The sequence below is a fragment of the Rugamonas fusca genome (assembly GCF_014042365.1).
Lineage (GTDB): Bacteria > Pseudomonadota > Gammaproteobacteria > Burkholderiales > Burkholderiaceae_D > Rugamonas > Rugamonas fusca.
On the sequence record NZ_JACEZS010000001.1, the window covers coordinates 317,373 to 341,364 of the forward strand.

Annotated in this window: 20 protein-coding genes; 15 read left to right on the forward strand and 5 right to left on the reverse strand. The window is 67.0% G+C overall.

Translation table 11 applies throughout. The features are described from left to right. Positions 1 to 14: 14 nt before the first annotated feature. The 3 genes from H3H36_RS01335 to mgtA form a co-directional block, all read right to left on the reverse strand. Complete coding sequence (locus H3H36_RS01335) at positions 15 to 854, reverse strand: universal stress protein (protein ID WP_182213173.1); 840 nt, start codon at positions 852 to 854, stop codon at positions 15 to 17. 37 nt (positions 855 to 891) lie between these two features. Continuing rightward, complete coding sequence (locus tag H3H36_RS01340; RefSeq protein ID WP_182213174.1) at positions 892 to 1,356, reverse strand: hypothetical protein; 465 nt, start codon at positions 1,354 to 1,356, stop codon at positions 892 to 894. Between the two features lie 130 nt (positions 1,357 to 1,486). Next, a complete protein-coding gene (mgtA, locus tag H3H36_RS01345) occupies positions 1,487 to 4,108 on the reverse strand; it encodes a magnesium-translocating P-type ATPase (protein ID WP_182213175.1) in 2,622 nt (873 codons plus the stop codon). A 239-nt stretch (positions 4,109 to 4,347) separates the two neighbouring features. Here mgtA and H3H36_RS26640 point away from each other — a divergent pair, with 239 nt between their 5' ends. From H3H36_RS26640 to H3H36_RS01380, 7 genes are all read left to right on the forward strand, one after another. After that, the gene (locus H3H36_RS26640; RefSeq protein ID WP_220459556.1) at positions 4,348 to 7,206 is read left to right on the forward strand and encodes a patatin-like phospholipase family protein; all 2,859 of its coding nucleotides are present in this window, start codon (positions 4,348 to 4,350) and stop codon (positions 7,204 to 7,206) included. Positions 7,207 to 7,350: 144 nt separating this feature from the next. Further along, a complete protein-coding gene (locus H3H36_RS01355) occupies positions 7,351 to 7,851 on the forward strand; it encodes a hypothetical protein (protein WP_182213176.1) in 501 nt (166 codons plus the stop codon). Positions 7,852 to 7,909: 58 nt separating this feature from the next. Next, the gene (locus H3H36_RS01360; protein ID WP_182213177.1) at positions 7,910 to 9,040 is read left to right on the forward strand and encodes a cytochrome c oxidase subunit II; all 1,131 of its coding nucleotides are present in this window, start codon (positions 7,910 to 7,912) and stop codon (positions 9,038 to 9,040) included. 26 nt (positions 9,041 to 9,066) lie between these two features. Continuing rightward, the gene (gene ctaD, locus H3H36_RS01365) at positions 9,067 to 10,833 is read left to right on the forward strand and encodes a cytochrome c oxidase subunit I (RefSeq protein WP_182213178.1); all 1,767 of its coding nucleotides are present in this window, start codon (positions 9,067 to 9,069) and stop codon (positions 10,831 to 10,833) included. Then, positions 10,830 to 11,462 carry a cytochrome c oxidase subunit 3 gene (locus H3H36_RS01370; RefSeq protein ID WP_182213179.1) on the forward strand — a complete coding sequence of 211 codons (633 nt, stop codon included), beginning with the start codon at positions 10,830 to 10,832 and terminating at the stop codon, positions 11,460 to 11,462. The genes ctaD and H3H36_RS01370 overlap by 4 nt, the downstream gene beginning before the upstream one ends. A 21-nt stretch (positions 11,463 to 11,483) precedes the next feature. Beyond that, positions 11,484 to 12,164, forward strand: a complete 681-nt coding sequence (locus H3H36_RS01375) for a heme-copper oxidase subunit III family protein (protein ID WP_182213180.1) — start codon at positions 11,484 to 11,486, stop codon at positions 12,162 to 12,164. A 7-nt stretch (positions 12,165 to 12,171) separates the two neighbouring features. After that, complete coding sequence (locus H3H36_RS01380) at positions 12,172 to 12,486, forward strand: cytochrome C oxidase subunit IV family protein (RefSeq protein WP_182213181.1); 315 nt, start codon at positions 12,172 to 12,174, stop codon at positions 12,484 to 12,486. 1 nt (position 12,487) lies between these two features. On the opposite strand, the gene H3H36_RS01385 is transcribed toward H3H36_RS01380, so the two are convergent. Further along, the gene (locus H3H36_RS01385) at positions 12,488 to 14,626 is read right to left on the reverse strand and encodes an ATP-dependent helicase (RefSeq protein ID WP_182213182.1); all 2,139 of its coding nucleotides are present in this window, start codon (positions 14,624 to 14,626) and stop codon (positions 12,488 to 12,490) included. A gap of 205 nt (positions 14,627 to 14,831) precedes the next feature. On the opposite strand from H3H36_RS01385, the gene H3H36_RS01390 reads away from it, so the two are divergent. After that, positions 14,832 to 15,383: an FxDxF family PEP-CTERM protein gene (locus tag H3H36_RS01390; protein ID WP_182213183.1), complete on the forward strand. Its 552-nt coding sequence runs from the start codon at positions 14,832 to 14,834 to the stop codon at positions 15,381 to 15,383. Positions 15,384 to 15,398: 15 nt separating this feature from the next. Here the strand turns inward: H3H36_RS01390 and H3H36_RS01395 are convergent, their stop codons facing one another. Beyond that, positions 15,399 to 16,490, reverse strand: a complete 1,092-nt coding sequence (locus H3H36_RS01395) for a LacI family DNA-binding transcriptional regulator (protein ID WP_182213184.1) — start codon at positions 16,488 to 16,490, stop codon at positions 15,399 to 15,401. Positions 16,491 to 16,730: 240 nt separating this feature from the next. Here H3H36_RS01395 and H3H36_RS01400 point away from each other — a divergent pair, with 240 nt between their 5' ends. From H3H36_RS01400 to H3H36_RS27420, 7 genes are all read left to right on the forward strand, one after another. Then, positions 16,731 to 17,981, forward strand: coding sequence for an Hsp70 family protein (locus tag H3H36_RS01400; protein WP_182213185.1), 1,251 nt, complete (start codon positions 16,731 to 16,733; stop codon positions 17,979 to 17,981). A gap of 24 nt (positions 17,982 to 18,005) precedes the next feature. Further along, complete coding sequence (locus H3H36_RS01405; RefSeq protein ID WP_182213186.1) at positions 18,006 to 18,635, forward strand: 3'-5' exonuclease; 630 nt, start codon at positions 18,006 to 18,008, stop codon at positions 18,633 to 18,635. Between the two features lie 121 nt (positions 18,636 to 18,756). Further along, on the forward strand, positions 18,757 to 19,074 hold the full coding sequence (locus tag H3H36_RS01410; RefSeq protein ID WP_220459558.1) for a hypothetical protein: 318 nt from the start codon (positions 18,757 to 18,759) through the stop codon (positions 19,072 to 19,074). Positions 19,075 to 19,144: 70 nt separating this feature from the next. Further along, a complete protein-coding gene (locus H3H36_RS01415) occupies positions 19,145 to 20,620 on the forward strand; it encodes a putative porin (RefSeq protein ID WP_182213188.1) in 1,476 nt (491 codons plus the stop codon). Positions 20,621 to 20,629: 9 nt separating this feature from the next. Continuing rightward, positions 20,630 to 21,547: a metal ABC transporter substrate-binding protein gene (locus H3H36_RS01420; protein WP_229219655.1), complete on the forward strand. Its 918-nt coding sequence runs from the start codon at positions 20,630 to 20,632 to the stop codon at positions 21,545 to 21,547. Then, complete coding sequence (locus H3H36_RS01425; protein WP_182213189.1) at positions 21,544 to 22,326, forward strand: metal ABC transporter permease; 783 nt, start codon at positions 21,544 to 21,546, stop codon at positions 22,324 to 22,326. The genes H3H36_RS01420 and H3H36_RS01425 overlap by 4 nt, the downstream gene beginning before the upstream one ends. A gap of 241 nt (positions 22,327 to 22,567) precedes the next feature. After that, positions 22,568 to 23,938 (forward strand): tetratricopeptide repeat protein, encoded by a 1,371-nt coding sequence (locus H3H36_RS27420; RefSeq protein WP_182213190.1) that lies wholly within the window; start codon positions 22,568 to 22,570, stop codon positions 23,936 to 23,938. The last annotated feature ends 54 nt before the right edge of the window (positions 23,939 to 23,992 follow it).

Genomic DNA, 23,992 nt, shown 5'->3' on the forward strand with positions numbered 1-23,992 from the left:
CGTGCTGGCGGCGCTTAGTGCGCCATCAGCACCGGCAGCGTCATCTCGGCCAGGATGGTCTTGGTGACGCCGCCCAGCACCACCTCGCGCACGCGCGAGTGGCCGTAGCCGCCCATCACCAGCAGGTCGACGTTGATGTCGGCCGCCAGCGACAGCAGGGCGTTGCCGATGTCGAGGTCGGTGGCCTGCTGCAGCACTTCGACCGTGATGCCGTGGCGGGCCAGGTACAGCGCCATGTCGGCGCCTGGCTGGGCGCCGTGGGTGTTGTACTCGGCGTAGGGGTTGAACACGGCCAGCGTGACCTTGTTGGCCCGGCGCAGCAGGGGGATGGCGCAGGTAATGGCGCGGGTGGCTTCGGCACTGCCATCCCAGGCCAGCAGCACGTGCTCGCCCAGCTTGTCGAACTTGCCCGCGTACGGCACCACCAGCACCGGACGGGCGCTGTGCAGCATCACGTACTGGGGCAGGTCGCCGTTGATGCTGGGCGCCGGTTCGTCCGGGTCGGTCTGGCCCACGATCACCAGGTCGGCGTAGCGCGCCTGCAGCGTCAGCCCGCTTTCGGACTCATCGTCGATGCGGCGGTGTTCGAACGACTTCACGCCCAACTGCGTCACCTGGGCCTCGAAAGCGGCCAGCGCGGCATCGGCCCGTTCGTTCAGGAAGCTCAGGTCGGCCGGCGCCACGGCCGCCTCCGGCGCCATCGACGCGCACTGATAGATGAACTGCGACAGCCCCGTCATGGCCGCGCCCACCAGGTGGGCCTCGTCACGGTTGGCCAGTTGCGCGGCCAGCGCCACCCGGCCCGCCAGGTGCTGCGATTTTTCGACGTGCACCAGGATCGTCTTGTACGACATGTGTTTCCCCTTGAGGTGAGTGTTGTGGGCGGGCCGCTTACTTGGCGGGCGGCGCCTGGTCCAGGCGGTCCATCATCATCTGCATCATGTTCTGCATCATGTCCATGCGCTGCTCCATGTCGCGGCCAGGACCGGGGCGAGCGCCCATCATGCCCGGCCCGCCCTGGGGACCATTGCGTGGGCCGCCTTGCGGACCGCCCTGGGGGCCACAGCCTTGGGGGCCGCCCATCATGCCGCAGCCGCCCATGTGGTTCATCATGGACATGCTGTCCTGCATCAGTTTCATGTGTTCGTTCTGCAAGGCGCGCCGTTGCTCCGGCGTGGCATGGATCATCTTCTCGTGCATGTCGCGCATGGCCTTGATCTGGGCATCCACGTCGAACGCGGGCTTGGCCGCTTGCGGGGCGGGCTTGGCCGGTGGCGCGGAGGCCGGCGTGGCGGCGCTGGCGGTGCCGGCCAGCAACAGGGACAGGGCGAGCGGCAGAACGTGATTTTTCTTCATGATAGCTCCTGGTGGGTTCGGTTCTCGCGCACGGGCGCGCACGGTAAGATTGATGGTAGTGAGATGGCTCTGAAAAATGATTGATCCAAATCAAATTGCTAACAATTCACACTGGACATCGGCGCGCTGCCTAACGCATGCCGAAGCGACGGCTGAGCCAGCTCTTGATGGCCTGGGTCACCGCCAGGTAGCCGGCCAGGATCAGGGGCAGCAGCAGCCAGTAGCGTGCCGGCATCGGGACGAAGCCCAACGCCGGCCCCAGCGGTGACGATGGCAGCCACAGGCCCAGCAGGCAGATGCCGGAGGTGGTCATCAGCAGCGGCAGGCTGGGGCGGCTTTGCAGGAACGGCACACGGGCCGTGCGCAGCACGTGCACCACCAGCGTTTGCGACAGCAACGACTCCATGAACCAGCCGGTCTGGAACAGGGCCGGCGCCGTGGCCGCGCCGCAGGCGTACCACAGCACGGCGAAGGTCGCATAGTCGAACAGCGAGCTGATGGGCCCCAGGCCGAGCATGGCGCGGCCGATGTTGGCGATGTCCCAGCGGCGCGGCCGCTTCAGGTATTCGGCGTCCACGTGGTCGCTGGCCAGCGTCGTTTGCGACACGTCGTATAGCAGGTTGTTGAACAGGATCTGCACCGGCGCCATCGGCAGGAAGGGCAGCAGCACGCTGGCGCCCAGCACGCTGAGCATGTTGCCGAAGTTGGAGCTGGCGCTCATGCGGATGTATTTGCTGATGTTGCCGAACACCTTGCGGCCTTCCACCACGCCATCCTTGAGCGCCAGCAGGTTCTTCTGCAGCAGGATGATGTCAGCCGATTCCTTGGCGATGTCGACCGCGCTGTCGACGGAAATGCCGACGTCGGCCGTCTTCAGGGCGGCGCCGTCGTTGATGCCGTCGCCCAGGTAGCCGATCACGTGGCCGCGCGCTTGCAGGGCGCGGATCACGCGCGCCTTCTGCTGCGGGTTGAGCTTGACGAACAGGGTGGCGTGGACGGCCCGCGTGGCCAGATGCGCTTCGTCCAGCGCGTCGATGTCGGCCCCGTGCAATACGTCCTGGACCGGCAGGCCCACGTGGCGGCACACGTTGCGCGTCACCGCCTCGTTGTCGCCGGTGAGCACCTTGACGGCCACGCCGTAGTGCTTGAGCGCGCGGATGGCGTCGGCCGCGCTATCCTTGGGCGGGTCGAGGAAGGCGATGTAGCCGACCAGCGTCAGGCCCGCCTCGGCGCGGTTGTCGAACACGTGTTCCTCGGGCGCCAGTTCGCGGCAGGCCACGGCGATCACGCGGAAGCCATCCTCGTTCAAGTCCTGCACCACGCGCCCCAGCGCCATCCCGTGGTGCTCCTGCAGCGAGATCACGCCGCCCTGGCGTTCGGCCTGGGTGCACACGTCCAGCACTTCCTCGACCGCGCCCTTGCAGATCAGCACACGGCTGCCATCGGCCCGTTGCACGATGACGGACATGCGGCGCCGCTCGAAGTCGAACGGCAGTTCATCGACCTTGTGAAAGGCGGTGTCGGCTTGCAAGTGTTCATGCACGTCCACGTACTTGAGCACGGCCACGTCCAGCAGGTTCTTGAGGCCGGTCTGGTAGAAACTGTTGAGGTAGGCGTATTCCGTCACCCGGGCCGAGTCGGCGCCATCGATGTCCACGTGCTTTTCCAGGATCACGCGGTCCTGGGTCAGCGTGCCCGTCTTGTCGGTGCACAGCACGTCCATCGCGCCCAGGTTCTGGATCGCGTTCAGGCGCTTGACGATCACCTGCTTGTCCGACATGGCCAGCGCGCCCTTGGCCAGGTTGATGGTGACGATCATCGGCAGCATCTCCGGCGCCAGGCCGACGGCCACGGCCACCGCGAACAGCAGCGCCTGCAGCCAGTCGCCCTTGCTGTAGCCGTTGATGAGGAACACCAGCGGCACCATGACCAGCATTACCCGTATCATCAGCCACACGAATTTGTTGACGCCCAGGTCGAAGCTGGTCAGTTCGCGGGCGCCGGCCAGCTGGTCGGCGATCTGGCCGAAGCAGGTGTTGGCGCCGGTGCCGACCACGAGCGCCGTGGCGCTGCCGCTGAGCACGGTGCACCCCATGAAGGCGACATTGCCCAGTTCGAGCGGCGGCACGGTGGCTGGCACGGCTTGCGCCAGCTTCTCCACCGGCATCGATTCGCCCGTCAGCGCGGCCTGGCTCACGAACAGGTCGCGGCAGGCCAGGATGCGCACGTCGGCCGGCACGATGGCGCCCACGGATAACTGCACGACGTCGCCGGGCACGATCTGTTCCAGCGGCACGTCGATGGCCTGGCTGGCCCCATTATCGCCACCATCGCCACCATCGCCACCATTGCCGCCATCGCTGCGCAGTACGCTGACGGTGGTGCGCACCATGGCGCGCAGCTTTTCGGCCGCCTGGTTGGAGCGGTGCTCCTGCAAGAAGGCCAGCAGCGACGACAGCACCACCATGAGGGCGATCAGGCTGGCGCCCCACGCTTCGCCGGTGGCGAAATTGACGACCGCCAGCCCCAGCAACAACAGCGACAGCGGGCTGGCCAGCAGCTTGAGAAAGCGCACCACCACGCCACGCTGGGTGGCGTGTGCCACCACGTTGGGGCCGTGCTGGAGCAGCCGTTGCTGGGCTTGCTGGGCCGTCAGGCCGGCGGGGCCGCTTTGCAGGCGGGCCAGGGCGGCGTCGGGCGTGTCGGCGGCCACGGCCAGCAGCACGGCGCTGGTGGCGGCATCGGCGGCCATGGCTGTCTCGGGGACGGACGCGGGTGACGGGGACACAGTGGCTGGCTTTCCTTGACGGGGAGGGCGGCGGCGCGGCGCACCGATGCACGATGGTGCAGGATAACAATGTCAAGGTTAAATTTGTTTGATCTGTGTCAAATATGGCAAGTCCGGGCAACGACGTACCATGCCAGGCCAATACGCCGTGCCGCCAGGCGTGGTATGGCTACCCTTATTTGCATCGCGAAAGGGTAGAGGACATGGCGGACCAGATACAGCCCGATGCATATCCCGACCCACAGCCCGGCCCGATAGCGGGCCCGCAGCCGCTCGATTTTGACGCCGTCAAGGCGCAGGAACATGCGCTGCTGGGCTTGGCGGGGGCGGGAGCGGGCGCGGGCGCGACCCGGGGGGCGGGCCTGGCCTTGTCCGGGGGCGGCATCCGCAGCGCCACGTTCGGCCTCGGGGTGCTGCAGGCACTGGCCGCGCGCCAGGCGCTGAGCCAGTTCGATTACCTGTCCACGGTATCGGGCGGCGGCTACATCGGCGCCTGGCTGAGCGCCTGGATACACCGGGCCGGATTGGAGCAGGTGCAGGCGGCGCTGGCCCGGGCCGGCGGCGGGGATGGGGCCGCGCCGGACACGCCGGAGCCGGAACAAGTGAGCTGGCTGCGCCGCTACAGCAACTATCTGACGCCCAGGGTGGGGCTGTTCTCCGTCGATTCGCTGACCCTGATCACCATCTGGACCCGCAACGTGACGCTGAGCCTGATTATCGTGCTGGCCTTCTTCGCCCTGTTGCTGTTGCTGCCGCGGCTGGCGCTGCTGTACGTGACAGCGCTGATCGATACTGCGCCCCCGGCGCTGGGCTACCCGGCCGGGCTGATGGGGGCGGGCGTGTTCCCGGCCGTGCTGGTGGCCAACATGGTGGAACTGGAGCGGCCGCCCGGCGTGGCCCGCTTCCGGCTGGCCACCACGCCGGCCGTGCTGTGGACGGTGCTGTTGCCTGGCGTGCTGGCCGCCCTCAGCGGCAGTTTCTGGCTGTTTGGCCCGGACCAGCGCGACGGCGCAGCCCACCGCATGCTGGCCTGGTGGTCGGCCGGCTTGCTGTTGCTGGTGGGCTTGGGCTGGCTGCTGTGCAAGCTGTACCATGGGCTGCGCTTTGGCCCGCGTGACGCGCGCGCGGGCGCCGTGCGCGCGGCACTGCTGGAATCGGCCGTGTTCCTGCCTGCGGGCGCGGCTGGCATCGCGGCCGGCATGGGGGTGCTGGCCGTGCTGCATGGCCGCGTGGGCTGGGAGACGGGTACGGCGCATGCGGCCGCCGTGCTGACCTTCGGCCCGGCGCTGTTCCTGCTCGTGTTCGGCGCCGGCGGCTCCATTTTCGTCGGGCTGGTGGGGCGCAACTACTTCGAGCGCTCGCGCGAATGGTGGAGCCGCATGAACGCCTGGTTCCTCATCATCGGCATGGCGTGGCTGGCGCTGCACGGCTGCGCGTTCTACCTGCCGGCGGTCACCGAATGGGCGTACGCCAACGCCGGACCGTGGCTGCGCGGCGCGGTCGGGGCCGGCTGGCTGGCCAGTCTCATCGGCCTGCTGCTGGCGCCGCGCCAGGGCGGGGGCGATGCGCGCCGCCACCTGCGTCTGCTGACCATGGCCAAGCTGGCGGCCGCCTTGTTCCTGCTCGGTTTCGTGGCGCTGGCCGCCAGCCTCACCGATGTCGGGCTGGCCAGCGCGGGCCGCTTGACGCGCACGGTGGTGCAAGCGCCGGGTGGCCTGGCCGAACTGGACTGGCGCGTGCTGGTAGCCGGCGGCCAGTTGCGCCAGCATCTGGACGTGGCCGCTCGCCTGCCGGGCATGGACGCCTACGTGGCGGCCCGGATGACGGACCTGCACGGCCAGCTGCAGGCGCAAGCTGGTCCCTTGCCCTTCCTGTGGCTGGCCTTGGCCGCGGTGGTGGCCGTGTTGCTGGTGTTTGGCTTGCGGGTCGATGTCAACAAGTTCTCGCTGCACAATATGTACAAGACCCGGCTGATCCGCTGTTACCTGGGCGCCAGCAATCCCCATCGGCGGGCCCAGCCGTTCACGGGCTTCGACGATGGCGACGACATTGCCCTGTCCAGCCTGGCCGGCGCCGGGACGGTGCAGCGGCCCATGCACATCATCAACACGACACTCAACCTGTCGCAAGGCAAGAACCTGGCATGGCAGGAACGCAAGGCCGCCTCGTTCACGCTGACGGCCCTGCATGCGGGCTTCGCGCTGGGCCACACGCAGGGGGTGTCGTCCGAGCAACAGGCCAAGCAAAGGCTGGTCCGGCCGGCGCAGGCGCTGGCCGAGGGGGACGACGCGCTGGCCGGCTACCGGCCCACGCGGCTGTACGCGGCCAGCAATGGCGAGACGCGCGCATTCACGCTGGGCATGGCGGCCGCCACGTCCGGCGCGGCCGCCAGCCCCAACATGGGCGCGGCCACCAGTCCGGCGCTGGCGTTCCTGATGACTTTATTGAATGTGCGCATAGGACGCTGGAGTCCCAATCCGGCCCGCAAGCTGTGGCGGCGGGCCAGCCCCCGGTTTGGCTTGCTGTGCCTGCTGCAAGAATTGTTCGGTTATTCCAATGACGAGTCGTCGTTCGTCTACCTGTCCGACGGCGGCCATTTCGACAACACGGGCATCTACGAGCTGGTGCGGCGGCGCTGCCGGCTGATCCTGCTGGTGGACGCGAGCGAGGACAGCCAACGCGGGTTCGATGACCTGGGCCGGGCGATCCGCCAGTGCCGCATCGATTTCGGGGTGGAGATCCGCATTGACCTGGCCGCCTTGCGCGCGTGCCCGCCCGCGTTGCCCGCCTGCGGCCATGCCAGGGGCGAAATCCGGTACGGCTCCGGCGCCGCCGAGGGGGAGCTGCTCTACATCAAGCCCACCCTGTGCGCGGCCCGCCACGAGCCGGTCGACGTCTTGAACTACAGCAGCAACCATCCCAGCTTTCCGCACCAGTCGCCGGCCGACCAGTTTTTCGACGAAAGCCAGTTCGAAAGCTACCGCCAGTTGGGCCTGCACATCGCGGTCGCCTGCCTTGACCAGTATGGCCACTTGCTGCCGCACGGCAGCGGCCGGCGCTAGCCGGGCGGCAACGCGTCACAACAGTTGCCGCGCGACACAGCGGTTGGTGAAATTTGCATGTTTGGCATTTTGATCTAGACTAAACCCATGACGTCGGTGCAAACGGTCGCGTGGCGGGGCGCCTGCCGCGGGGAGGAGAGAGTCATGGAACTGCATCTGCATTCGCACCGCTGGGAGGCGCGCCTGCCCGACTGGGCCGCGGCCACCGTGGCGGGTTTTGGCGCCGGCGGTATCCTGATGCTGCTGGAAATCGTGTGGGCCGCCAGTACGGGACGCGATCCCTGGTTGACGTCGCACATGATCGCGGCCATGGTGCTGGGCTGGAACGCGCTGCAAACGAGCGGCTACAGCCTCGGTATCGTCGTCTGGGCGCTGGTGATCCACTATGTGCTGGGGATGGCGTTCGGGGTCATGCTGGCGGCCATCGTGGCGCCGTTCCACCTCGATTCCAGTGCCGGCATGGCCTTGCTGGCGGGCGCCGTGTTCGGCCTGCTGCTGTACCTGCTCGATTTCTACGGCATGTCCGGCGCGTTCACCTGGGTGCGCGAGCTGCGGGGCTGGCCCACTGCCATCGGCCATGTCGTGTTCGGCATGTCGGCGGCCATCATCTACCTGAAGCTGGAACAGCCTGAGCAGCCACGCTAGCGTTGCGGCGGGCCGGGTTGTGTTCACTGCGCCAGCGGGCTGGCATGGGGTCACAGATATGGCGCTCCCCTTGGTGTTGATCCTGATCGTCGCGGGTGCCGTGGCCTTTCACCTGGCCAGTCCGTGGTGGCAGACACCTGTGGCGTCCAACTGGCAACAGATGGACGACGCGCTCATGCTCACCCTGGTCATCACGGCCGTCGCGTTCGTCGCCATCAACCTGTTCCTCGCGTATGTCGTGCTGCGCTTTCGCCACCGCGAAGGCAGGCGCGCCGCCGCCGAACATGGCAACAAGGCGCTCGAAGCGTGGCTGGTGGGCCTGACGACGGTGGGCATCGTGGCCTTGCTGGCGCCGGGCCTGTCCGTGTACGCCAAGCTGATCCATCCGCCGGCCGATGCCATGGTGTTCGAGGTGATGGGCCAGCAATGGCAGTGGCACTACCGCCTGCCGGGCAAGGATGGCAAGCTCGGTATGACGGACGTGCGCTACATGGGGGCCGCCAACCCTTTCGGCATCAACCCGGACGACCCCAACGGGCAGGACGACGTGCTGGTCGAAGGCCAGGAAGTGCACCTGCCCATCAACCGGCCGGTGAAGGTGATGCTGCGCTCGCAGGACGTGCTGCACGACTTTTTCGTGCCGCAGTTCCGCACCCGCATGAACATGGTGCCGGGCATGGTGACCTCGTTCTGGTTCACGCCGCAAAAGGCCGGGAAATTTGAAGTGCTGTGCGCGCAGTTGTGCGGTATTGGCCACTTCAATATGCGCAGCTACGTGGTGGTGGAGGATGCCGGCGCCTACGCCAGCTGGCTGGCGGCCCAGCCCGTGTTCGGCGCCCGCACGACAGCCGTGGCGGCCGGGGTCGTGCCGGACGTGGCCGCCGGCATCGACCCCGGACACCAGGGGCGCTTGCTGGCGCAGTCCCGCGGCTGCGTGGCCTGCCACAGTGCGGATGGCAGCGCCGGCGTCGGGCCCAGCTGGAAGGGCTTGTACGGCCGGATGGAAACCATGGCCGATGGCCAGACCGTCAAGGCCGACGAGGCGTACCTGAAGCAATCGATCATGGATCCCAGGGCGCGCGTCGTGAAGGGCTACGCGCCCGTGATGCCGCAGCAGCAACTCAGCGCCGCGGACCTGGATGCCTTGCTGGCCTACATCAAGTCGCTGGGCGGGCCGGCGCCACCGTAGCGCCGGCGTGGAGGGAGGAGGTTGGCATGTCTTATGGCAGCGAACATGGTTCCGGCAGCTTCTGGACCCGTTATGTGTGGAGCCAGGACCACAAGGTGATCGCCGTGCAGTACACCATCACGGCCATCGCGGTGGGACTGGTGGGGATGGTGTTGTCGGACCTGATGCGGCTGCAGCTGGGCTTCCCGGGCCGGTTCGCCTTCATCGACGCACCGCGCTACTACCAGTTCATCACCATGCACGGCATGATCATGGTGATCTACCTGCTGACGGCGCTGTTCCTGGGCGGCTTTGGCAACTACCTGATCCCGCTGATGCTGGGCGCGCGCGACATGGTGTTCCCGTTCCTGAACATGCTCAGCTACTGGGTCTACCTGCTGGCCGTGCTGATCCTGCTGGCCAGCTTTTTCGTGCCCGGCGGCCCCACGGGCGCCGGCTGGACCCTGTATCCGCCACAGGCCATCCTGCCCGGCACGCCGGGCGTGGAGTGGGGCATCGTCGTGATGCTGCTGTCCCTGCTGGTGTTCATCGTGGCCGCCACCATGGGCGGGCTCAACTACGTGACCACCGTGCTGCAGGCGCGCACCCAGGGCATGACGCTGATGCGCATGCCGCTGACCGTGTGGGGCATTTTTGTTGCCACCATCCTGGCGCTGCTGGCGTTCCCGGCCCTGTTCGTGTCGGCCGTGATGATGTTGCTCGACAAGACGCTGGGCACCAGCTTCTTCATGCCGGCCGTCGTCTCCATGGGGCAGCATCTGGCGCACCAGGGCGGCAGTCCTCTGCTGTTCCAGCACCTGTTCTGGTTCTTCGGCCATCCGGAAGTGTATATCGTGGCGCTGCCCGCGTTCGGCATCATCTCCGACCTGATCAGCGTGCACGCCCGCAAATGCATCTTCGGCTACCGCATGATGGTGTGGGCCATCGTCGCCATCGGCGGTCTGAGCTTTGTCGTCTGGGCCCACCACATGTACGTGAGCGGCATGCATCCGTATTTCGGCTTCTTCTTCGCCACCACCACCCTGATCATCGCCGTGCCCACGGCGCTCAAGGTCTACAACTGGACGCTGACGCTGTGGAAGGGCGACATCCACCTGACCGTGCCCATGCTGTTCGCCATCGGCTTCATCAGTACCTTCCTGATCGGCGGCCTGACGGGCCTGTTCCTCGGTAACGTGAGCGTCGATATTCCCTTGTCCAACACGTATTTTGTCGTCGCCCATTTCCACATGGTGATGGGGGTGTCGCCCGTGCTGGCCGTGTTTGGCGGCCTCTATCACTGGTATCCCAAGGTCAGCGGGCGCATGTTCAACGAGACGCTGGCGCGGCTGCATTTCTGGGGAACCTTCATCGGCACCTACCTGATCTTCTTCCCCATGCACTACCTGGGCATACTCGGCATGCCGCGGCGCTACTATGCCTATGAGAACTATGCCTTCATTCCGCCCTCGGCCCAGTCGCTCAATGCCTTCATCACCGTGGTGGCGCTGGTGGTGGGCGCGCTGCAACTGCTGTTCGTGTTCAACCTGGCGTGGAGCGCCACGCACGGCAAGGTGGCCGATGGCAATCCCTGGCGCGCGGCCAGCCTGGAATGGCAGACGCCGCACACGCCGCCGGGCCATGGCAACTGGGGCCCGGCATTGCCGGTCGTGTACCGCGGCGCCTACGATTATGGCCGCCAGGACGGCGACAGCGACTATATCGCCCAGAACTGTGGCCCCGAAGAGGCGGACCCGACGCAGGATGTGGTCCTGCCCGCCCCGGTGGCGCCGCACGGGGAGCTGCCGTCATGACCACCCTCCACGTGCTGCCTGGGCAAGCGGCCTGGTGGCCGGGGCCGGGGCCGGAACGGCAAGCAGTGCGCCGCGCCGGCCTGTGGGTGCTGACGGGCGTGATCTCCATGCTGTTTTTCCTGTTCGGCGCGGCCTATGTGATGCGCATGGCCGTGGCGGACTGGCGTCCCTTGCCCGTGGTGCCGTGGCAGCTGTGGTGTGGCAGCGCGTTGCTGCTCGCGGCCAGCATGGCGTGGCAGCTGGCGTGGCGCGCCGCGTCGCGCGGCAGGGAACTGGCCGCGACACTGGCCGTCGCCGTGGCCTGCGCCAGTTCCGTGCTGTTCCTGGGCGCCCAGCTGTGGGCCTGGCAAGCGATGAGCGGGCGCGACCTCACCGTGGCGGCCAACCCGGCCAACAGTTTCTTCTACCTCATCACGGGCCTGCATGGCGTGCACGTGATCGGCGGCCTGGTGGCCGCCGGCCTGGCGGCCTGGCCCCTGGTGCGTGGGGGCGGCGTGTTGCGGGCCAGCGGCGGCATCGAACTGTGCGCGCGCTACTGGCATTTCCTGCTCGTATTGTGGCTGGCCATGTTCGCCATGCTGTTCCTGGTGACGCCGGCCGTGGTGCAAGCGGTGTGCGGTATTACCTAGCTGGCGCTGGCAGGAGGGAACATGAACCAAACAACACAAGCAGAATTGCCCGCAGGCTCAGGCTGGCGCAGCGTGGTGGCCGACTGGTCCGGCGACAAGGTGGCGTTCCAGGTGCCGTGGGGCAAAGCGATGATGTGGATCTTCCTGCTCAGCGACACCTTTATCTTCGGCACCTTCCTGACCGGCTACATGTCAGTGCGCATCGCCGCCACGGCCGCCTGGCCCAATCCCGGTGAGGTGTTTGCGTTGACGATAGGGCACACCAAGTGGCCGTTGCTGCTGATCGCCATCATGACCTTCATCCTCATCAGCAGCAGCGGCACCATGGCCATGGCCGTGCACTTCGCCTACCGGCGCGAGCGCGCCCGTTGCGCCGCCCTGATGTTGCTGACGGCGGTGCTGGGCGCCACCTTCGTCGGCATGCAGGCGTTCGAATGGACGGAGCTGATCGGGGAGGGCGTGCGGCCCTGGGGGAATCCCATGGGCGCGGCCCAGTTCGGGGCGTGCTTTTTCATGATCACGGGCTTCCATGGCCTGCATGTGTCGGCTGGCGTGGTGTACCTGGGCACGATCGCGCGCCGGGTCTGGGCTGGCCGCTACGAGCATGCCGGTCATTACGACGTGGTGGAGATCGCGGGCCTGTACTGGCACTTCGTCGACCTCGTGTGGGTGTTTATTTTCGCGCTGTTTTACTTGTGGTAGGAGCATCATGGACGCACCCCATCAACGCCAGCACCCGATTGGCCTGTACCTGAAGGTGTGGTTGCTGCTATTTGTGCTGAGCACGTTTTCTTACCTGGTCGATGTGTTCCACTTCACCGGCTATGTGCGCTGGACCCTGATCGTGGCGCTGATGCTGGCCAAGGCGGGATTGATCGTGGCCATCTTCATGCATCTGCGCTGGGAACGGCTGGCGCTGATCGGCGCCATCCTGCTGCCGCCGCTGTGCTTGCTGGTGCTGAGCGGCATGATGATGGTGGAATCCGACTACACCCTGCTGACGCGGCTGGCCAATTTCCGTTAGTTCATACACGCTTGAGCCAGCGCGCGAACGGTTGCAGGTCCCGGCCCGGCGGCACGAACCATGCGCGCCGGGTCAAGTCGTATTCGGCACCGAGCGCCTTGACCTGCTCCTTTTCATGGAAGGTGGCCGTCAGGTAGTACCGGGTGGGGGCGGCGGGCGGCGGGGTGGCGTTGCGCGCGAGCGCCGCGTCGGCGGCGGCCGCGCTGCTGGCCAGCTTCATCTGCGCGATAAAGGGGCTGCGCCGGGCCGTGTCCTCCGGCGAGAGCAGGGTCAGGCGCGATTTGGCGCGGGTGGCGGCCACGTAGAACAGGTTTTCCTCCTCGCCCCGCGCGCACAGCGGCTGGGGAAACTCCCCCGTTTCCAGGAAGGGCAGGATGACGTGGGCAAATTCCTTGCCCTTGGCGTTGGCCACGCATTCGATCAGCACCGCCTCGCGCTCGCGCTTGCGGGTGGCGAACGCTTCACCCGCGCTGAGTGCCTGCCAGAATTGCGCCAGCGTCTGCCCCGACTGGGCGGCCGCCTCCACGAAGCCGGCCACCGAGCGGGCCACCACGCTGGCGTCGTAGGGACGCAGGAAGATACGCCGGGCGGCCGTCTCCAGCCCCATGCGCTCGCACACGGCGCTCAGCACCCCGGCCGCGCTGGCGTCCGGTCCCACACCATGCAGGTAGGCGACCGTGTCCGTGACCAGGCGCTGGGCCGAGCCTTGCTGCTCGCGGTCGATGTAGGCGCTGAAGAAGTCGCCCAGGATGTGCGGGTCCTTGCCGATCGCGTACTTGGCCTGCTCCATTTTCTGCGGCGACAGCTCGACTTCGGCGAAGATGGCCAGCGCTTCCACGATGGCGGTGCGCACTTCGTAGGATTTGACGGCGGCCAGGTCCTTGAGGGCGATGGCGATCATGCCGCGCAAGAACAGGATTTCGTCGCGCTGCAGGTAGCCGGCCATTTCCGGCGTACGGTAGCCTATGCCCGCTTGCATCAGCGCGTTCTCGATGGCGATCGACTGGTGGCGGTCGCGGATCAACACGGCGCAGCCATCCAGGGGCAAGCCATCGCGCTTCCACTGGCCGATGGCGGCCACCACCCTGGCGGCGCAGTCGGCGGCGCCGGCGGCGTAGTGGGCCTGGCGGATTTCCGTGTGCAGCGGCAGGCGCGAATCGACGGCCTTGTGCTTGAATTCGGCCATGGCGTAGGCCAGGTGCGGGCCGTGGCGGTAGCTGTGGGTGAGCGGATAGCGCACCAGTTGCGGATACGCTTCCTTGAACCGGCGGTTGAGGAAGGTGTCGCTGGCGCCGAGCCGGGCGTGGATCACCTGGTCCTTGTCGCCGGCGCCCACGAAGAAGCACTGGGGCTGGGCGATGAGCGCGTTGAGGATGCGGAACGTGGCCTCGTTCAGGTCGTGCAGCTCGTCGCATACCACCACCCGGTAGGCCGGCAAGTCGTCCGCCCCGGCGCCGTCCGCGCCCAGCGCGCACGCCAGGTCGTAGGTGGCGTCGAACGGACCGCGGAACTGGGCGCCTTCACCGCTGCCAAGGCGCAGACGCTCATATTCCATGGTGACCAGGTAATCGGTGACAGGCACGTTGAGCAATTCGGCCGCGTCTTCCACGCCCATGCATTCCACATCGGCCTCCAGCGCCATGGTCGCCTTCAGGGTGAGCTGGAAGTCGAGGAACTGGCTCAGCGCGATGTTGTGGGTGCGTAAATCCAGGCCATCGACGCTGCCCGCGTAGCGCTCGCCCGCCCGCGCGATGGCTTGCAGCGCATATTTCCTGAGTTGCCGCACGTGGGGGCAGGGTTGCACGTCGTCCACGTCGCCGCGCGCCAGCATTTGCCCGGCGAAGTCTTCGAACGTCAGCACGGCGATGCGGGCCGCCGTCGCGTGGGGGATGCCAACCTCGCGCAGGCGCTGGCGCATGACGTCGCGCGCCTCAGGGGTGAAGGTGAGCGCCAGGATCTGCTCGGGCGCCAGCTTGCGGGCCAGGGCCTCGCCGATACGGATGGCCAGGGTGGTCGTCTTGGCGGCGCCGGCATTGGCGTCGATCAGCACCACCTTGTTCTGGGCCAGCTGGATGGCGGTCTGCTCCGGCGTGGGCTGCAGGCCTTGCGGGGTAAAGCGGGGAGCGTTGGTGTCGTTCATCGACCGCATTATAGCCGGCCCCGTGCCGGGTTTCGGCGCGGCCTGCGAGGCATGCCTGACGGCAAGATTATTCTTGCTACATGATAAATTGCAAAGCAACGTTATTGCATTGATATGTTATACTTTCGCCAAGTGATTAATTGTCTACGTTTTTTCTTGGCAAGCATTTGGCGCCAACGGCGCCCCCCCATTTTTCTGGCTACCCATGCACCATTCGACTATGACCAACATCGCGGCCGCCGGCCTGCTGCTGGCGGGCTTGTTCAGCGCCCCGTTCGCCTGTGCCGCGCCCACCACGCTGGACCTGAGCGGCGGCTATGCCACCTTCGGCCATAACCATGCGGCGTCCATGGTCCGTTTCACGGACGAATACCTGTTCGACGTCGCGACGGGAACGCTGGCCTACCTTGCCGGCACTTACACCGAAGGCAACAGCAACATCGGTGGTCACGTGCACAGCAATGCCGCCCTCGAGGACATCAGCTGGTTCAGGATCAACGACGACCTGACGCGCACCAGCCTGGGTAACAGTTTCGGCAGCGGCAGCTTCGGCCTGTTCGCGCCCCTGGCCGCTGGCCACTATGGCTTCGACGTCAGTGGCCGCACGCTGCTGGCCAACCGCGGTGGCAATTATTCGGGTACCTTGAGTGTCGAGGTGTCGCCCGTGCCGGAACCGGACGTGCTTGCGATGGCGGCCATGGGTCTGGGCCTGATCTGCATCCGGCGCCGTCCCAAGGTCAATCCCAAGCTGGGTTGAGCGCGACGGCGGGGCTCAGGCGGCCAGCATGTCCGGTTGCAGCGGGGCGAGCCGCGCCGTTGCGCCTTCGATGAACTGGGCGCTGAACAGGCGGCCACGGGCTTCCGTTTCACGGCCGTCGATCTGGGCCACCAGCAGGTCGGCCGCGGCGGCCGCCATCTGCTGCATGGGCTGGCGCAGCGTGGTGAGGTTGTAGCTGAGCCAATTCGATGGCTCCACGGCGTCGAAGCCGGCCACCGACAACTGGCCCGGTACGTCCAGGGCCAGTTCATGGCGCGCGCAGTCGAGGCAGCCAATGGCCATGACGTCGCTGGCGCAAATGACGGCGTCGGGCACCCGGCCCAGCTGGCGGATGATCTCGCGCAAGCCCGTGCCGCCGCTGGCGTAGTCATATTGGCCCGTCACCACGAGCGGGGCCGGCAAACCCAGCTCCGTCAGCCGCTGCCACGCCCCGCGCCTGCGTTCCTGTGCAGTGCAGGAGTCCGTCGGGCCTTCGATGAGGGCGAACTGGCGGTGGCCGGCGGCGGCCAGGCGCGACACCAGGGTACGGGCCGCCTGCACCTGGTCACAACTGACCGTATGGGCCACCTGGCCGGGCGCGCGGCGGTTGAGCAGCACCAGCGGCACCCCGCGGCGGCGAAATTCCACGATATGTTCATCGGACAGGCTGGCCACGGAGATGGCGCCGTCCACCTGGTATTGCCACACGTCGGCCAGCGCATGGGCGACGTCCGCCTCCTGGGCCAGCGAAAACAGCAGTACCCGCTTGCCATGGCGGGCGATCTGCTGGCTCAGGGCCGACAACACTTCCGGGTAATGCAGATTGGAGGTATTGCTGATCAACACGGCCACCATGTTGCTACGCCGGGTGATCAGGCTGCGGGCGGCGGCGTTGGGAATGTAGTCGAGGCTGGCGGCTGCCTTCATCACGCGCGCATACGTGGCCTTGGAGACGCTGGCGCCCGGCTTGAAGCAGCGCGACACGGCCGACTGCGACACCCCGGCCAACAGGGCCACGTCATAGGACGTGACGCGGCGGGCCGCCGGCAGGGCGGTGGCGGAGGGCGACGCGGTGTCGGCGCCCGGGGGCGTGGTGGTTTTTGCCATAATCTCGTGATCGCCGGCCAGGCGCCGGCCGGTGGCCGTTGATGGCCAAATATTTCTCTTAAGCATAACTTAAATTATTACCGCGTGGCAATAGCATGGTTTCATCTTTATATCAACATGTGTGCTGTTAGTCCGGCCGGTTGCAGGCGTTGACGCCGTAGGGGCTGGTCGCGGGCAAAGTGGGCCGTGGGCGGCCAAGTCTGATAGAATGACGCCCCTTTATTATCGGGAAGGGTCGACATGGCCATTGCTTGCGGTGTCGATTTTGGCACATCAAATTCCACGGTGGGCTGGGTGCGGCCCGGCCACCCCGTCATGCTGGGGCTGGAGGATGGCAAGGAAACCTTGCCGTCCGTGGTGTTCTTCAATGCGGAAGACGATGAGGTCAGCTTCGGCCGGGCCGCGCTGGGCCAGTATCTGGCCGGCTACGAGGGGCGTTTGATGCGTTCGCTCAAGAGCCTGCTGGGCACCAGCCTGATCGACGGCCAGACGGAAGTGGGCGGGCGCGCCTTGCCGTTCCGTATGTTGCTGGCCCAGTTCATCGGCGAACTCAAGCGCCGCGCCGAACTGGCGGCCGGACGGGAATTCACCTCGGCCGTGTTCGGGCGGCCCGTCTTTTTCATCGACGACAGTGCCGTCAACGACCAGCTGGCCCAGGATACCCTGGCCGAGGTGGCCCGCTCCGTCGGCTTCAAGGATATTTCCTTCCAGTTCGAGCCGATCGCCGCCGCCTTCGATTATGAGTCGCAGATCAGCCGCGAGGAGCTGGTGTTGATCGCCGACATAGGCGGCGGCACGTCCGACTTCTCGCTGGTGCGGCTGTCGCCACAGCGCGCCAGTCTGGCCGAGCGGCGCGACGACATCCTGGCCAACGGCGGCGTACACATCGGCGGCACCGACTTCGACAAGTACCTGAGCCTGTCCTCCGTGATGCCCTTGCTCGGCTACGGTAGCCGCTTGCGCAACAACAGCGAGGTGCCGTCGAGCTATTACTTCAACCTGGCCACATGGCACACCATCAACCAGGCGTACACCAAGAAAATGTGGGTGCAACTGGCTGACATCTGCCGCGACGCGGCCGAGCCGGACAAGCTGGGCCGGCTGCAAAAGCTGATCGACCACCGGGCTGGCCACTGGCTGGCCATGCGCGTGGAGGAGGGCAAGATCGCGCTGTCGGACGCGCCGACCGTGGCGCTGGAACTGGACCGGCTGTCGCCGGCCACCACCTTGCAGCTGGAGCGCCCCCAGTTCGACGCGGCCATCGGCCACCTGGTCGGCGCCGTCGAGCAGACCGTGCTCAAGCTGCTGGGCGACGCCGGCGTGGCGCCCGACGCCGTGGACACGGTATTCTTCACGGGCGGCTCCAGCGGCGTGCGGCTGCTGCGCGAGCGCATCGCGGCGCTGCTGCCAGCCGCACGCAAGGTGGAAGGCGACCGCTTCGGCAGTATCGGCGCCGGCCTGGCGCTGGACGCCGTGCGCAAATTTGGTTGAATGTTCAGACAGGGGAAAGACGCGATGCAGGTGTTTGACAAACCGATCGTCATGATCGACTTCGAGACGACGGGCCTGTCGCCCGACATGGGTGACCGCATCACGGAAGTGGCGGCCCTGCGCATTGCCGGCGGACGGGTGGTGGAACGCTACGTGTCGCTGATTAACTGCAATGTGCGTATCCCGCCGTTCATCACGGGCCTGACGGGCATCACCCAGGCCATGGTCGACAGGGCGCCGCCGGTGGCTCAGGTGGTGCCGGCCTTGCTCGATTTCATCGGCAACGATACCCTGTCGGCCCATAACGCCAGCTTCGACGAGAAATTTTTGCGGGCCGAGAGCGCGCGGCTGGGCCTGGCCCCGGCCCATGCGGGGCTGGTGTGCTCGCTCAAGCTGTCGCGCCGCGTGTTCCCGCAACTGGCCAGCTACAAGCTCGGCAATCTGTCCGAACAATTGGGCATCCGCTTCAAGAGCGCGGCCCACCGGGCCGAGTCCGATGCGGAAGTGGCGGCCGAGGTGCTGCTGCACATCGGCCGGCATCTGGACCAAAGCTATGGACTGGGACCCGTCGATCCGGCGCTGCTGGTGTCGGTCAACCAGCTGGCCGCTGCCAAGGTGCACGCCTTCCTGCAAAAGCAAGTCCCCGTGCCTTGAACTTTCAACGGCCATTCGATACAAAAAAGCGCGCAAACCTGGCGCCGATAGCATTACAATACGGCCATCGTTTCCCGCTCGTTGCTAATTTGTGAACGTCCGCCGCACCTTTGCCTATGTGATGCTGTCGCTTCTGCTGGTACTGTCCCAGCAGATGGGGATATCGCATGCGCTGTCGCACTGGTCCGGCAGTGGCCGCGTGACGGCCAACGCTGGCGGCGGCGAACGGCAGCTTCGCGCCAACAAGTCGCTGGCGCTGGACCAGAGTTGCGAACAGTGCCTGGCGTTCGCCCAGATCGGTTCCGCGCTCGATACGGCCATCCATGCCATCCCCGCCATGCGTGCCGGCGCCGTGGCCGTCATCGGCGGCCCGGAAACGTCGTGCCACCGGCGCACCGTCTGCGTCTTCCATTCCCGCGCGCCACCTGTCCTGGCCTGATTGCAGCCCATCGTCCCGTCGCCCTGCCTGGCAGGCGGCGGCGCGCATACTCATTCAAACAAGGATCATCATGCTGAAACGCAGCGTAATGGCGCTCGCCGTGAGCGCCGCCGTGGCCGCGCCGATGGCGCACGCCGCCAACAAGTCGGAACAGAAAGAACTGGCGGCGATTCGCGCCCAGATCGCCCAGATGCAAAAAAATTACGAAGCCCGCCTGCAGTCGCTGGAACAGCGCTTGCAGCAAGCCCAGGCCGCTACCGCCACCGCCCAGGCGCAATTGGCCACGCTGGCCGCCGCACCTGCGGGCAAGCCGGCCGAGCCGGCCGTGGCCCAGCAGGTGGCGACGCCCGCGCCAGCGGCCGAGCCCGCCCCATCCGTGGCGCCGGCCGCGCCGGTGGGGGGCGCCGCGCCGCCGGCCAACCTGTTCAATCCGAACATTTCCATGATCCTGGGCGGCACCCTGCAAAACCTGTCGCAGGACCCCACGCAATACCGCCTGCAAGGTTTCATTCCCAGCGGCGGCGAGGTGGGACCGGGCAAGCGCGGCTTCAGCCTCGGGGAGTCCGAGCTGACCATGGCCGCCAACATCGATCCGCAGTTTGCCGGCCAACTGACGTTCTCGCTGGCCGGCGACAATACGCTGAGCGTGGAAGAAGCGTTCATGCAGACCCGTGACCTGCCCAACGGCATGAACTTGAAAGCGGGCCGTTTCCTGTCTTCCATCGGCTACCTGAACAGCCAGCACGCCCACACCTGGGACTTCGTGGACGCGCCGCTGGCCTACCAGGCTTTCCTCGGCGGCCAGTACAAGCCCGATGGCGTGCAAGCCAAATGGCTGGCCCCGCTCGACCAGTTCCTGGAACTCGGCGTGGAAGCGGGCGACGGCGCCGCCTATCCCGGCAACGACCGCAACAAGAACGGCGCCGGCGCCTGGAGCGTGTTCGCCCACCTGGGCGACGATATCGGCGCGTCGGCCAGCTACCGGGCCGGGGTTTCTTATCTGCACACGGGGGCGCAACAGCGCGGCTATGAAGACGGCGGCCTGAACTACGCGTTCAGCGGCAAGTCGGCCACCTGGATCGCCGACGCCATCTACAAGTGGGCGCCCAACGGCAATCCCACCCACACCAATTTCAAGCTGCTCGGCGAATATTTCCGGCGCAAGGAAGATGGCAGCCTGGCCTACGCCGCCGGCACCCCGGATGCGGCCAGCGGCGGCTACCGCAGCGTGCAGTCCGGCTGGTATGCGCAGGGCGTCTACCAGTTCATGCCGTACTGGCGCGTGGGCGCGCGCTACGACCGGCTGTCGTCGGGCACGCCGCGCATCGGCCTGGTCGACAGCGGCGCGCTGGCGCTGGCCAGCTTCCCCGTGCTGGAAGGTTACAACCCGACGCGCAGCAGCGTGATGGTGGACTACAGCCCGTCCGAGTTTTCCCGCCTGCGGCTGCAGCTGGCGCGCGACCAGTCGCGCCCCGGCGTCACCGATAACCAGATTTTCCTGCAATACATCATGAGCCTGGGCACGCACGCTGCCCACGCTTTCTAAGGAGCCGTCATGCTGAAACAACGTCATTTTTTCCTGCGGGCCGCCTTCGCGTGCGCGAGCGCCGTGTTCTGCCTGCCATCCCATGCCACCGTCAACGTGCTCGCCTGCGAGCCGGAATGGGAAGCGCTGACAACCGAGCTGGGTGGCGACAAGGTCAAGGTGTCCAGCGCCACCAACGCGCTGCAGGACCCGCACCGCATCGAGGCGCGTCCCAGCCTGATCGCCCGTACCCGCAACGCCAACCTGCTCGTGTGCACGGGGCTGGAACTGGAAGTGGGCTGGCTGCCCGTGTTGATCCAGCAATCTGGCAACGGCAGGATAGGCGCCGGCCAGCCTGGCAACTTCGAGGCAGGCGCCTATGTGCCCAGGCTCGACGTGCCCGGCAAGGTTGACCGCAGCGAAGGCGACGTGCACGCGGCCGGCAATCCGCACATCCAGCAAAATCCGCACAATATCGCGCTGGTGGCCGTGGCCCTGGCCAAGCGGCTGGCGGAACTGGACCCGGCTAACGCGGCTTACTACCAGGCCCGCCAGAAGGACTTCGCGGCCCGCTGGGATGCCGCCATGCAGAAGTGGGAGAAACAGGCCGCACCGCTGAAGGGCGTGGCCGTGGTCGAGCATCACAAGAACATGGAGTACCTGATGAACTGGCTTGGATTGCGGCAGGTGGGCACGCTGGAACCCAAGCCGGGCGTGGAGCCGAGCGCGGCCCACCTGTCCGAACTGCTGGGCCAGTTGCAGCGCCAGCCGGCCCGCATGGTGCTGCGCGCGGCCTACCAGGATGGCCGCGCCTCGCAGTGGCTGTCCGAGCACGCGAAGATTCCCGCCGTCGTGTTGCCGTTCACGGTGGGCGGCGACGACCGCGCCAAGGATCTGTTCGGCCTGTTCGACTCGACCGTGCAACGCCTGCTGGATGCCAATAAATGACGGCCGCCTCGTTTGACCTGATGATCATCCTGCCGGCGCTGCTGGCGGGCCTGCTGGTGCTGGTCACCCACATTCCGCTGGGCGCCCAGGTGCTCAAGCGCGGCATCGTCTTCATCGACCTGGCCATCGCGCAGATCGCCGCGCTGGGAGTGATCGTGGCCGGGGTGGCCGACCTTGATCCGCAAGGGTGGGCCGTGCAGGCGGCCGCCGCGCTGGCGGCCGTGCTGGGCGCCGTGCTGCTGACCTGGACTGAGAAGCGCTGGCCGGAAGTGCAAGAGGCCCAGATCGGCGTCATGTTCATCCTGGCCGCCACGGCCGGCTTGCTGCTGGTGGCGCACAACCCGCATGGCGGCGAACATTTGCAGGACTTGCTCGCCGGCCAGATCCTGTGGGTGCGCTATGATCAGTTGCTGGTGCCGGCCATCGGCACGGCCGTCATCAGCGCGCTGCTGTTCCTGTTCCAGGAGCGGCTCAGCCGGCTGGGCTTCTACCTGATCTTCGCGCTGGCCGTGACGGCGTCCGTGCAACTGGTGGGCGTCTACCTGGTGTTTACCAGCCTGATCGTGCCGGGCCTGGCCGTGCGCCACTACACGGGCAAGCGGCGGCTGGTGCTGGCCTACCTGATCGGCGCGGCCGGCTATGCGAGCGGGCTGGTGCTGTCGACCCTGTTCGATCTGCCATCGGGCGCGCTGATCGTCTGGTGCCTGGCGGTACTGGCCGTGTTCGTGTACGCCGCCGGTCCCAAGCGCCAGGGGCCCGCGCGTCGCCACCACGCCTGAACGCGGACACCCGGGCGCGTCATCGTGGACCAGTCGCTCCATACGGCGGCGGCTGGTCCGCATCCAACACATTTCCTGCTGAACAGCAAACGATAACAATTTGCCATGCCATTTGAGCTAGCTCAAGCCGGCTCGGGTCTGTCGATTTAAAATGTAGACAACATTGTTGCGCTTTGCCGGTGCGGCCCTCTTGGGCGCGGGCCGACGGCGGCAATCCAGGTGCGTCAGCTGGAGGTGTCGTATGAAAAACCAGAACTCAGCCAAGGACAGCTACGATAGCTACGTCTGGTTTCGCGACGCGGCCGAGCAAGGCAACGCCTACGGCCAATTCAATCTGGCACTGATGTACAAGACGGGCCAGGGCGTGGCCCGCGACGACGCCAGTGCGTTTCGCTGGATGCGCCTGGCCGCCCAGCAGGGCCTGGCATTTGCACAGAACCATGTGGGCGCCATGTATTACAACGGCCGCGGCGTGGCGGCCAGTGACCTGGAGGCGGCCCGCTGGTTCCGGCGCGCGGCCAAGCAGGGCGACGCGTCGGCCCAGCAGAACCTGGGCATGATGTACAAGCGCGGCCGCGGCGTGCCGCGCAGCGACGAGATGGCGCTGGCCTGGTTCTGCCGCGCCTCCGAGCAGGGTGTGGCCAGCGCCCAGACCTTGCTGGGCGAGGCCTACGCCCAGGGCCTGGGCACGCGGCGCAATTACGCGCTGGCGCTGGCCTGGTTCCGCAAGGCGGCCTTGCAGGGGGATGCGACGGCCCAGCTCAATCTGGGCTTGATGTACAAGCGCGGCCAGGGCGTCACGCCCAGCGACGCGCAGGCGCTGGCCTGGTTCCGGCAAGCCGCGTCGCAGGGCGATGCAGTGGCGCAGCGCCAGGTGGGCGTGGCCTATGCACAAGGGCGGGGCGTGGCGCCGGACGCCACGCGGGCCTATGCGTGGCTGTCGCGCGCCGCCGAGCAGGACGACGCCGATGCGCAATTCAACCTGGGCATCATGCTGGCCACGGGCCGGGGCGTGGACCAGGACGAGGCCCGGGCCTGCTCCTGGTATGAGCGGGCGGCCGACGCTGGCCATGCGCTGGCGCAGTACAACCTGGGCGGCATGTATGCCCATGGACGGGGCGTGGAGCGGGACCAGGCGCGGGCGCTGGCGTGGTACCAGCGCGCGGCCGAGCAGGGCACGGCCAATGCCCAGTTCAATGTGGGCGTGATCTACGCCAACGGACATGGCGTGCCCAAGGACGAGGAGAAGGCCGTGGTCTGGTATCGCACGGCGGCCGAACAAGGCGACGCCAGCGCCCAGAACAACCTGGGCGTCATGTATGCCAATGGCCACGGGGTGGCGCAGGATGACGTGCAAGCCGTGCTGTGGTATCGCAAGGCGGCCGACCAGGGCCATCCCCTGGCGCAGTACAACCTGGGCGGCATGTACAACGGTGGCAGGGGTGTGCCGCGCGACGTGGTGCGCGCCCACATGTGGGTGTCGCTGTCGGCCGAGCATGGCGACGAGACGGCGGACCAGCAGCGTCGGCAGATCGCGCGCGCCATGTCACCCGCCGAGTTGGTGTCGTCCCAGGAACTGCGGCGCCGCTGGCGGGCCGAACACCGCGCCTGACGCGCGCGCGGCGCGGGCCCGGGGGCGCCGGCGCCGGCGCCGCCCGCTGCTACC

What these genes read in the sequence shown, in the direction of transcription:
- H3H36_RS27420 (WP_182213190.1), top strand. Translation starts at nt 22,568, where the DNA reads ATGAAAAACCAGAACTCAGCCAAGGACAGCTACGATAGCTACGTCTGG.
- H3H36_RS01390 (WP_182213183.1), top strand. Translation starts at nt 14,832, where the DNA reads ATGCACCATTCGACTATGACCAACATCGCGGCCGCCGGCCTGCTGCTG.
- H3H36_RS01385 (WP_182213182.1), bottom strand. Translation starts at nt 14,626, where the DNA reads ATGAACGACACCAACGCTCCCCGCTTTACCCCGCAAGGCCTGCAGCCC.
- H3H36_RS01340 (WP_182213174.1), bottom strand. Translation starts at nt 1,356, where the DNA reads ATGAAGAAAAATCACGTTCTGCCGCTCGCCCTGTCCCTGTTGCTGGCC.
- H3H36_RS26640 (WP_220459556.1), top strand. Translation starts at nt 4,348, where the DNA reads ATGGCGGACCAGATACAGCCCGATGCATATCCCGACCCACAGCCCGGC.
- H3H36_RS01410 (WP_220459558.1), top strand. Translation starts at nt 18,757, where the DNA reads ATGCTGTCGCTTCTGCTGGTACTGTCCCAGCAGATGGGGATATCGCAT.
- H3H36_RS01370 (WP_182213179.1), top strand. Translation starts at nt 10,830, where the DNA reads ATGACCACCCTCCACGTGCTGCCTGGGCAAGCGGCCTGGTGGCCGGGG.
- H3H36_RS01375 (WP_182213180.1), top strand. Translation starts at nt 11,484, where the DNA reads ATGAACCAAACAACACAAGCAGAATTGCCCGCAGGCTCAGGCTGGCGC.
- H3H36_RS01380 (WP_182213181.1), top strand. Translation starts at nt 12,172, where the DNA reads ATGGACGCACCCCATCAACGCCAGCACCCGATTGGCCTGTACCTGAAG.
- H3H36_RS01335 (WP_182213173.1), bottom strand. Translation starts at nt 854, where the DNA reads ATGTCGTACAAGACGATCCTGGTGCACGTCGAAAAATCGCAGCACCTG.
- H3H36_RS01420 (WP_229219655.1), top strand. Translation starts at nt 20,630, where the DNA reads ATGCTGAAACAACGTCATTTTTTCCTGCGGGCCGCCTTCGCGTGCGCG.
- H3H36_RS01360 (WP_182213177.1), top strand. Translation starts at nt 7,910, where the DNA reads ATGGCGCTCCCCTTGGTGTTGATCCTGATCGTCGCGGGTGCCGTGGCC.
- H3H36_RS01400 (WP_182213185.1), top strand. Translation starts at nt 16,731, where the DNA reads ATGGCCATTGCTTGCGGTGTCGATTTTGGCACATCAAATTCCACGGTG.
- H3H36_RS01355 (WP_182213176.1), top strand. Translation starts at nt 7,351, where the DNA reads ATGGAACTGCATCTGCATTCGCACCGCTGGGAGGCGCGCCTGCCCGAC.
- mgtA (WP_182213175.1), bottom strand. Translation starts at nt 4,108, where the DNA reads ATGGCCGCCGATGCCGCCACCAGCGCCGTGCTGCTGGCCGTGGCCGCC.
- ctaD (WP_182213178.1), top strand. Translation starts at nt 9,067, where the DNA reads ATGTCTTATGGCAGCGAACATGGTTCCGGCAGCTTCTGGACCCGTTAT.
- H3H36_RS01415 (WP_182213188.1), top strand. Translation starts at nt 19,145, where the DNA reads ATGCTGAAACGCAGCGTAATGGCGCTCGCCGTGAGCGCCGCCGTGGCC.
- H3H36_RS01395 (WP_182213184.1), bottom strand. Translation starts at nt 16,490, where the DNA reads ATGGCAAAAACCACCACGCCCCCGGGCGCCGACACCGCGTCGCCCTCC.
- H3H36_RS01405 (WP_182213186.1), top strand. Translation starts at nt 18,006, where the DNA reads ATGCAGGTGTTTGACAAACCGATCGTCATGATCGACTTCGAGACGACG.
- H3H36_RS01425 (WP_182213189.1), top strand. Translation starts at nt 21,544, where the DNA reads ATGACGGCCGCCTCGTTTGACCTGATGATCATCCTGCCGGCGCTGCTG.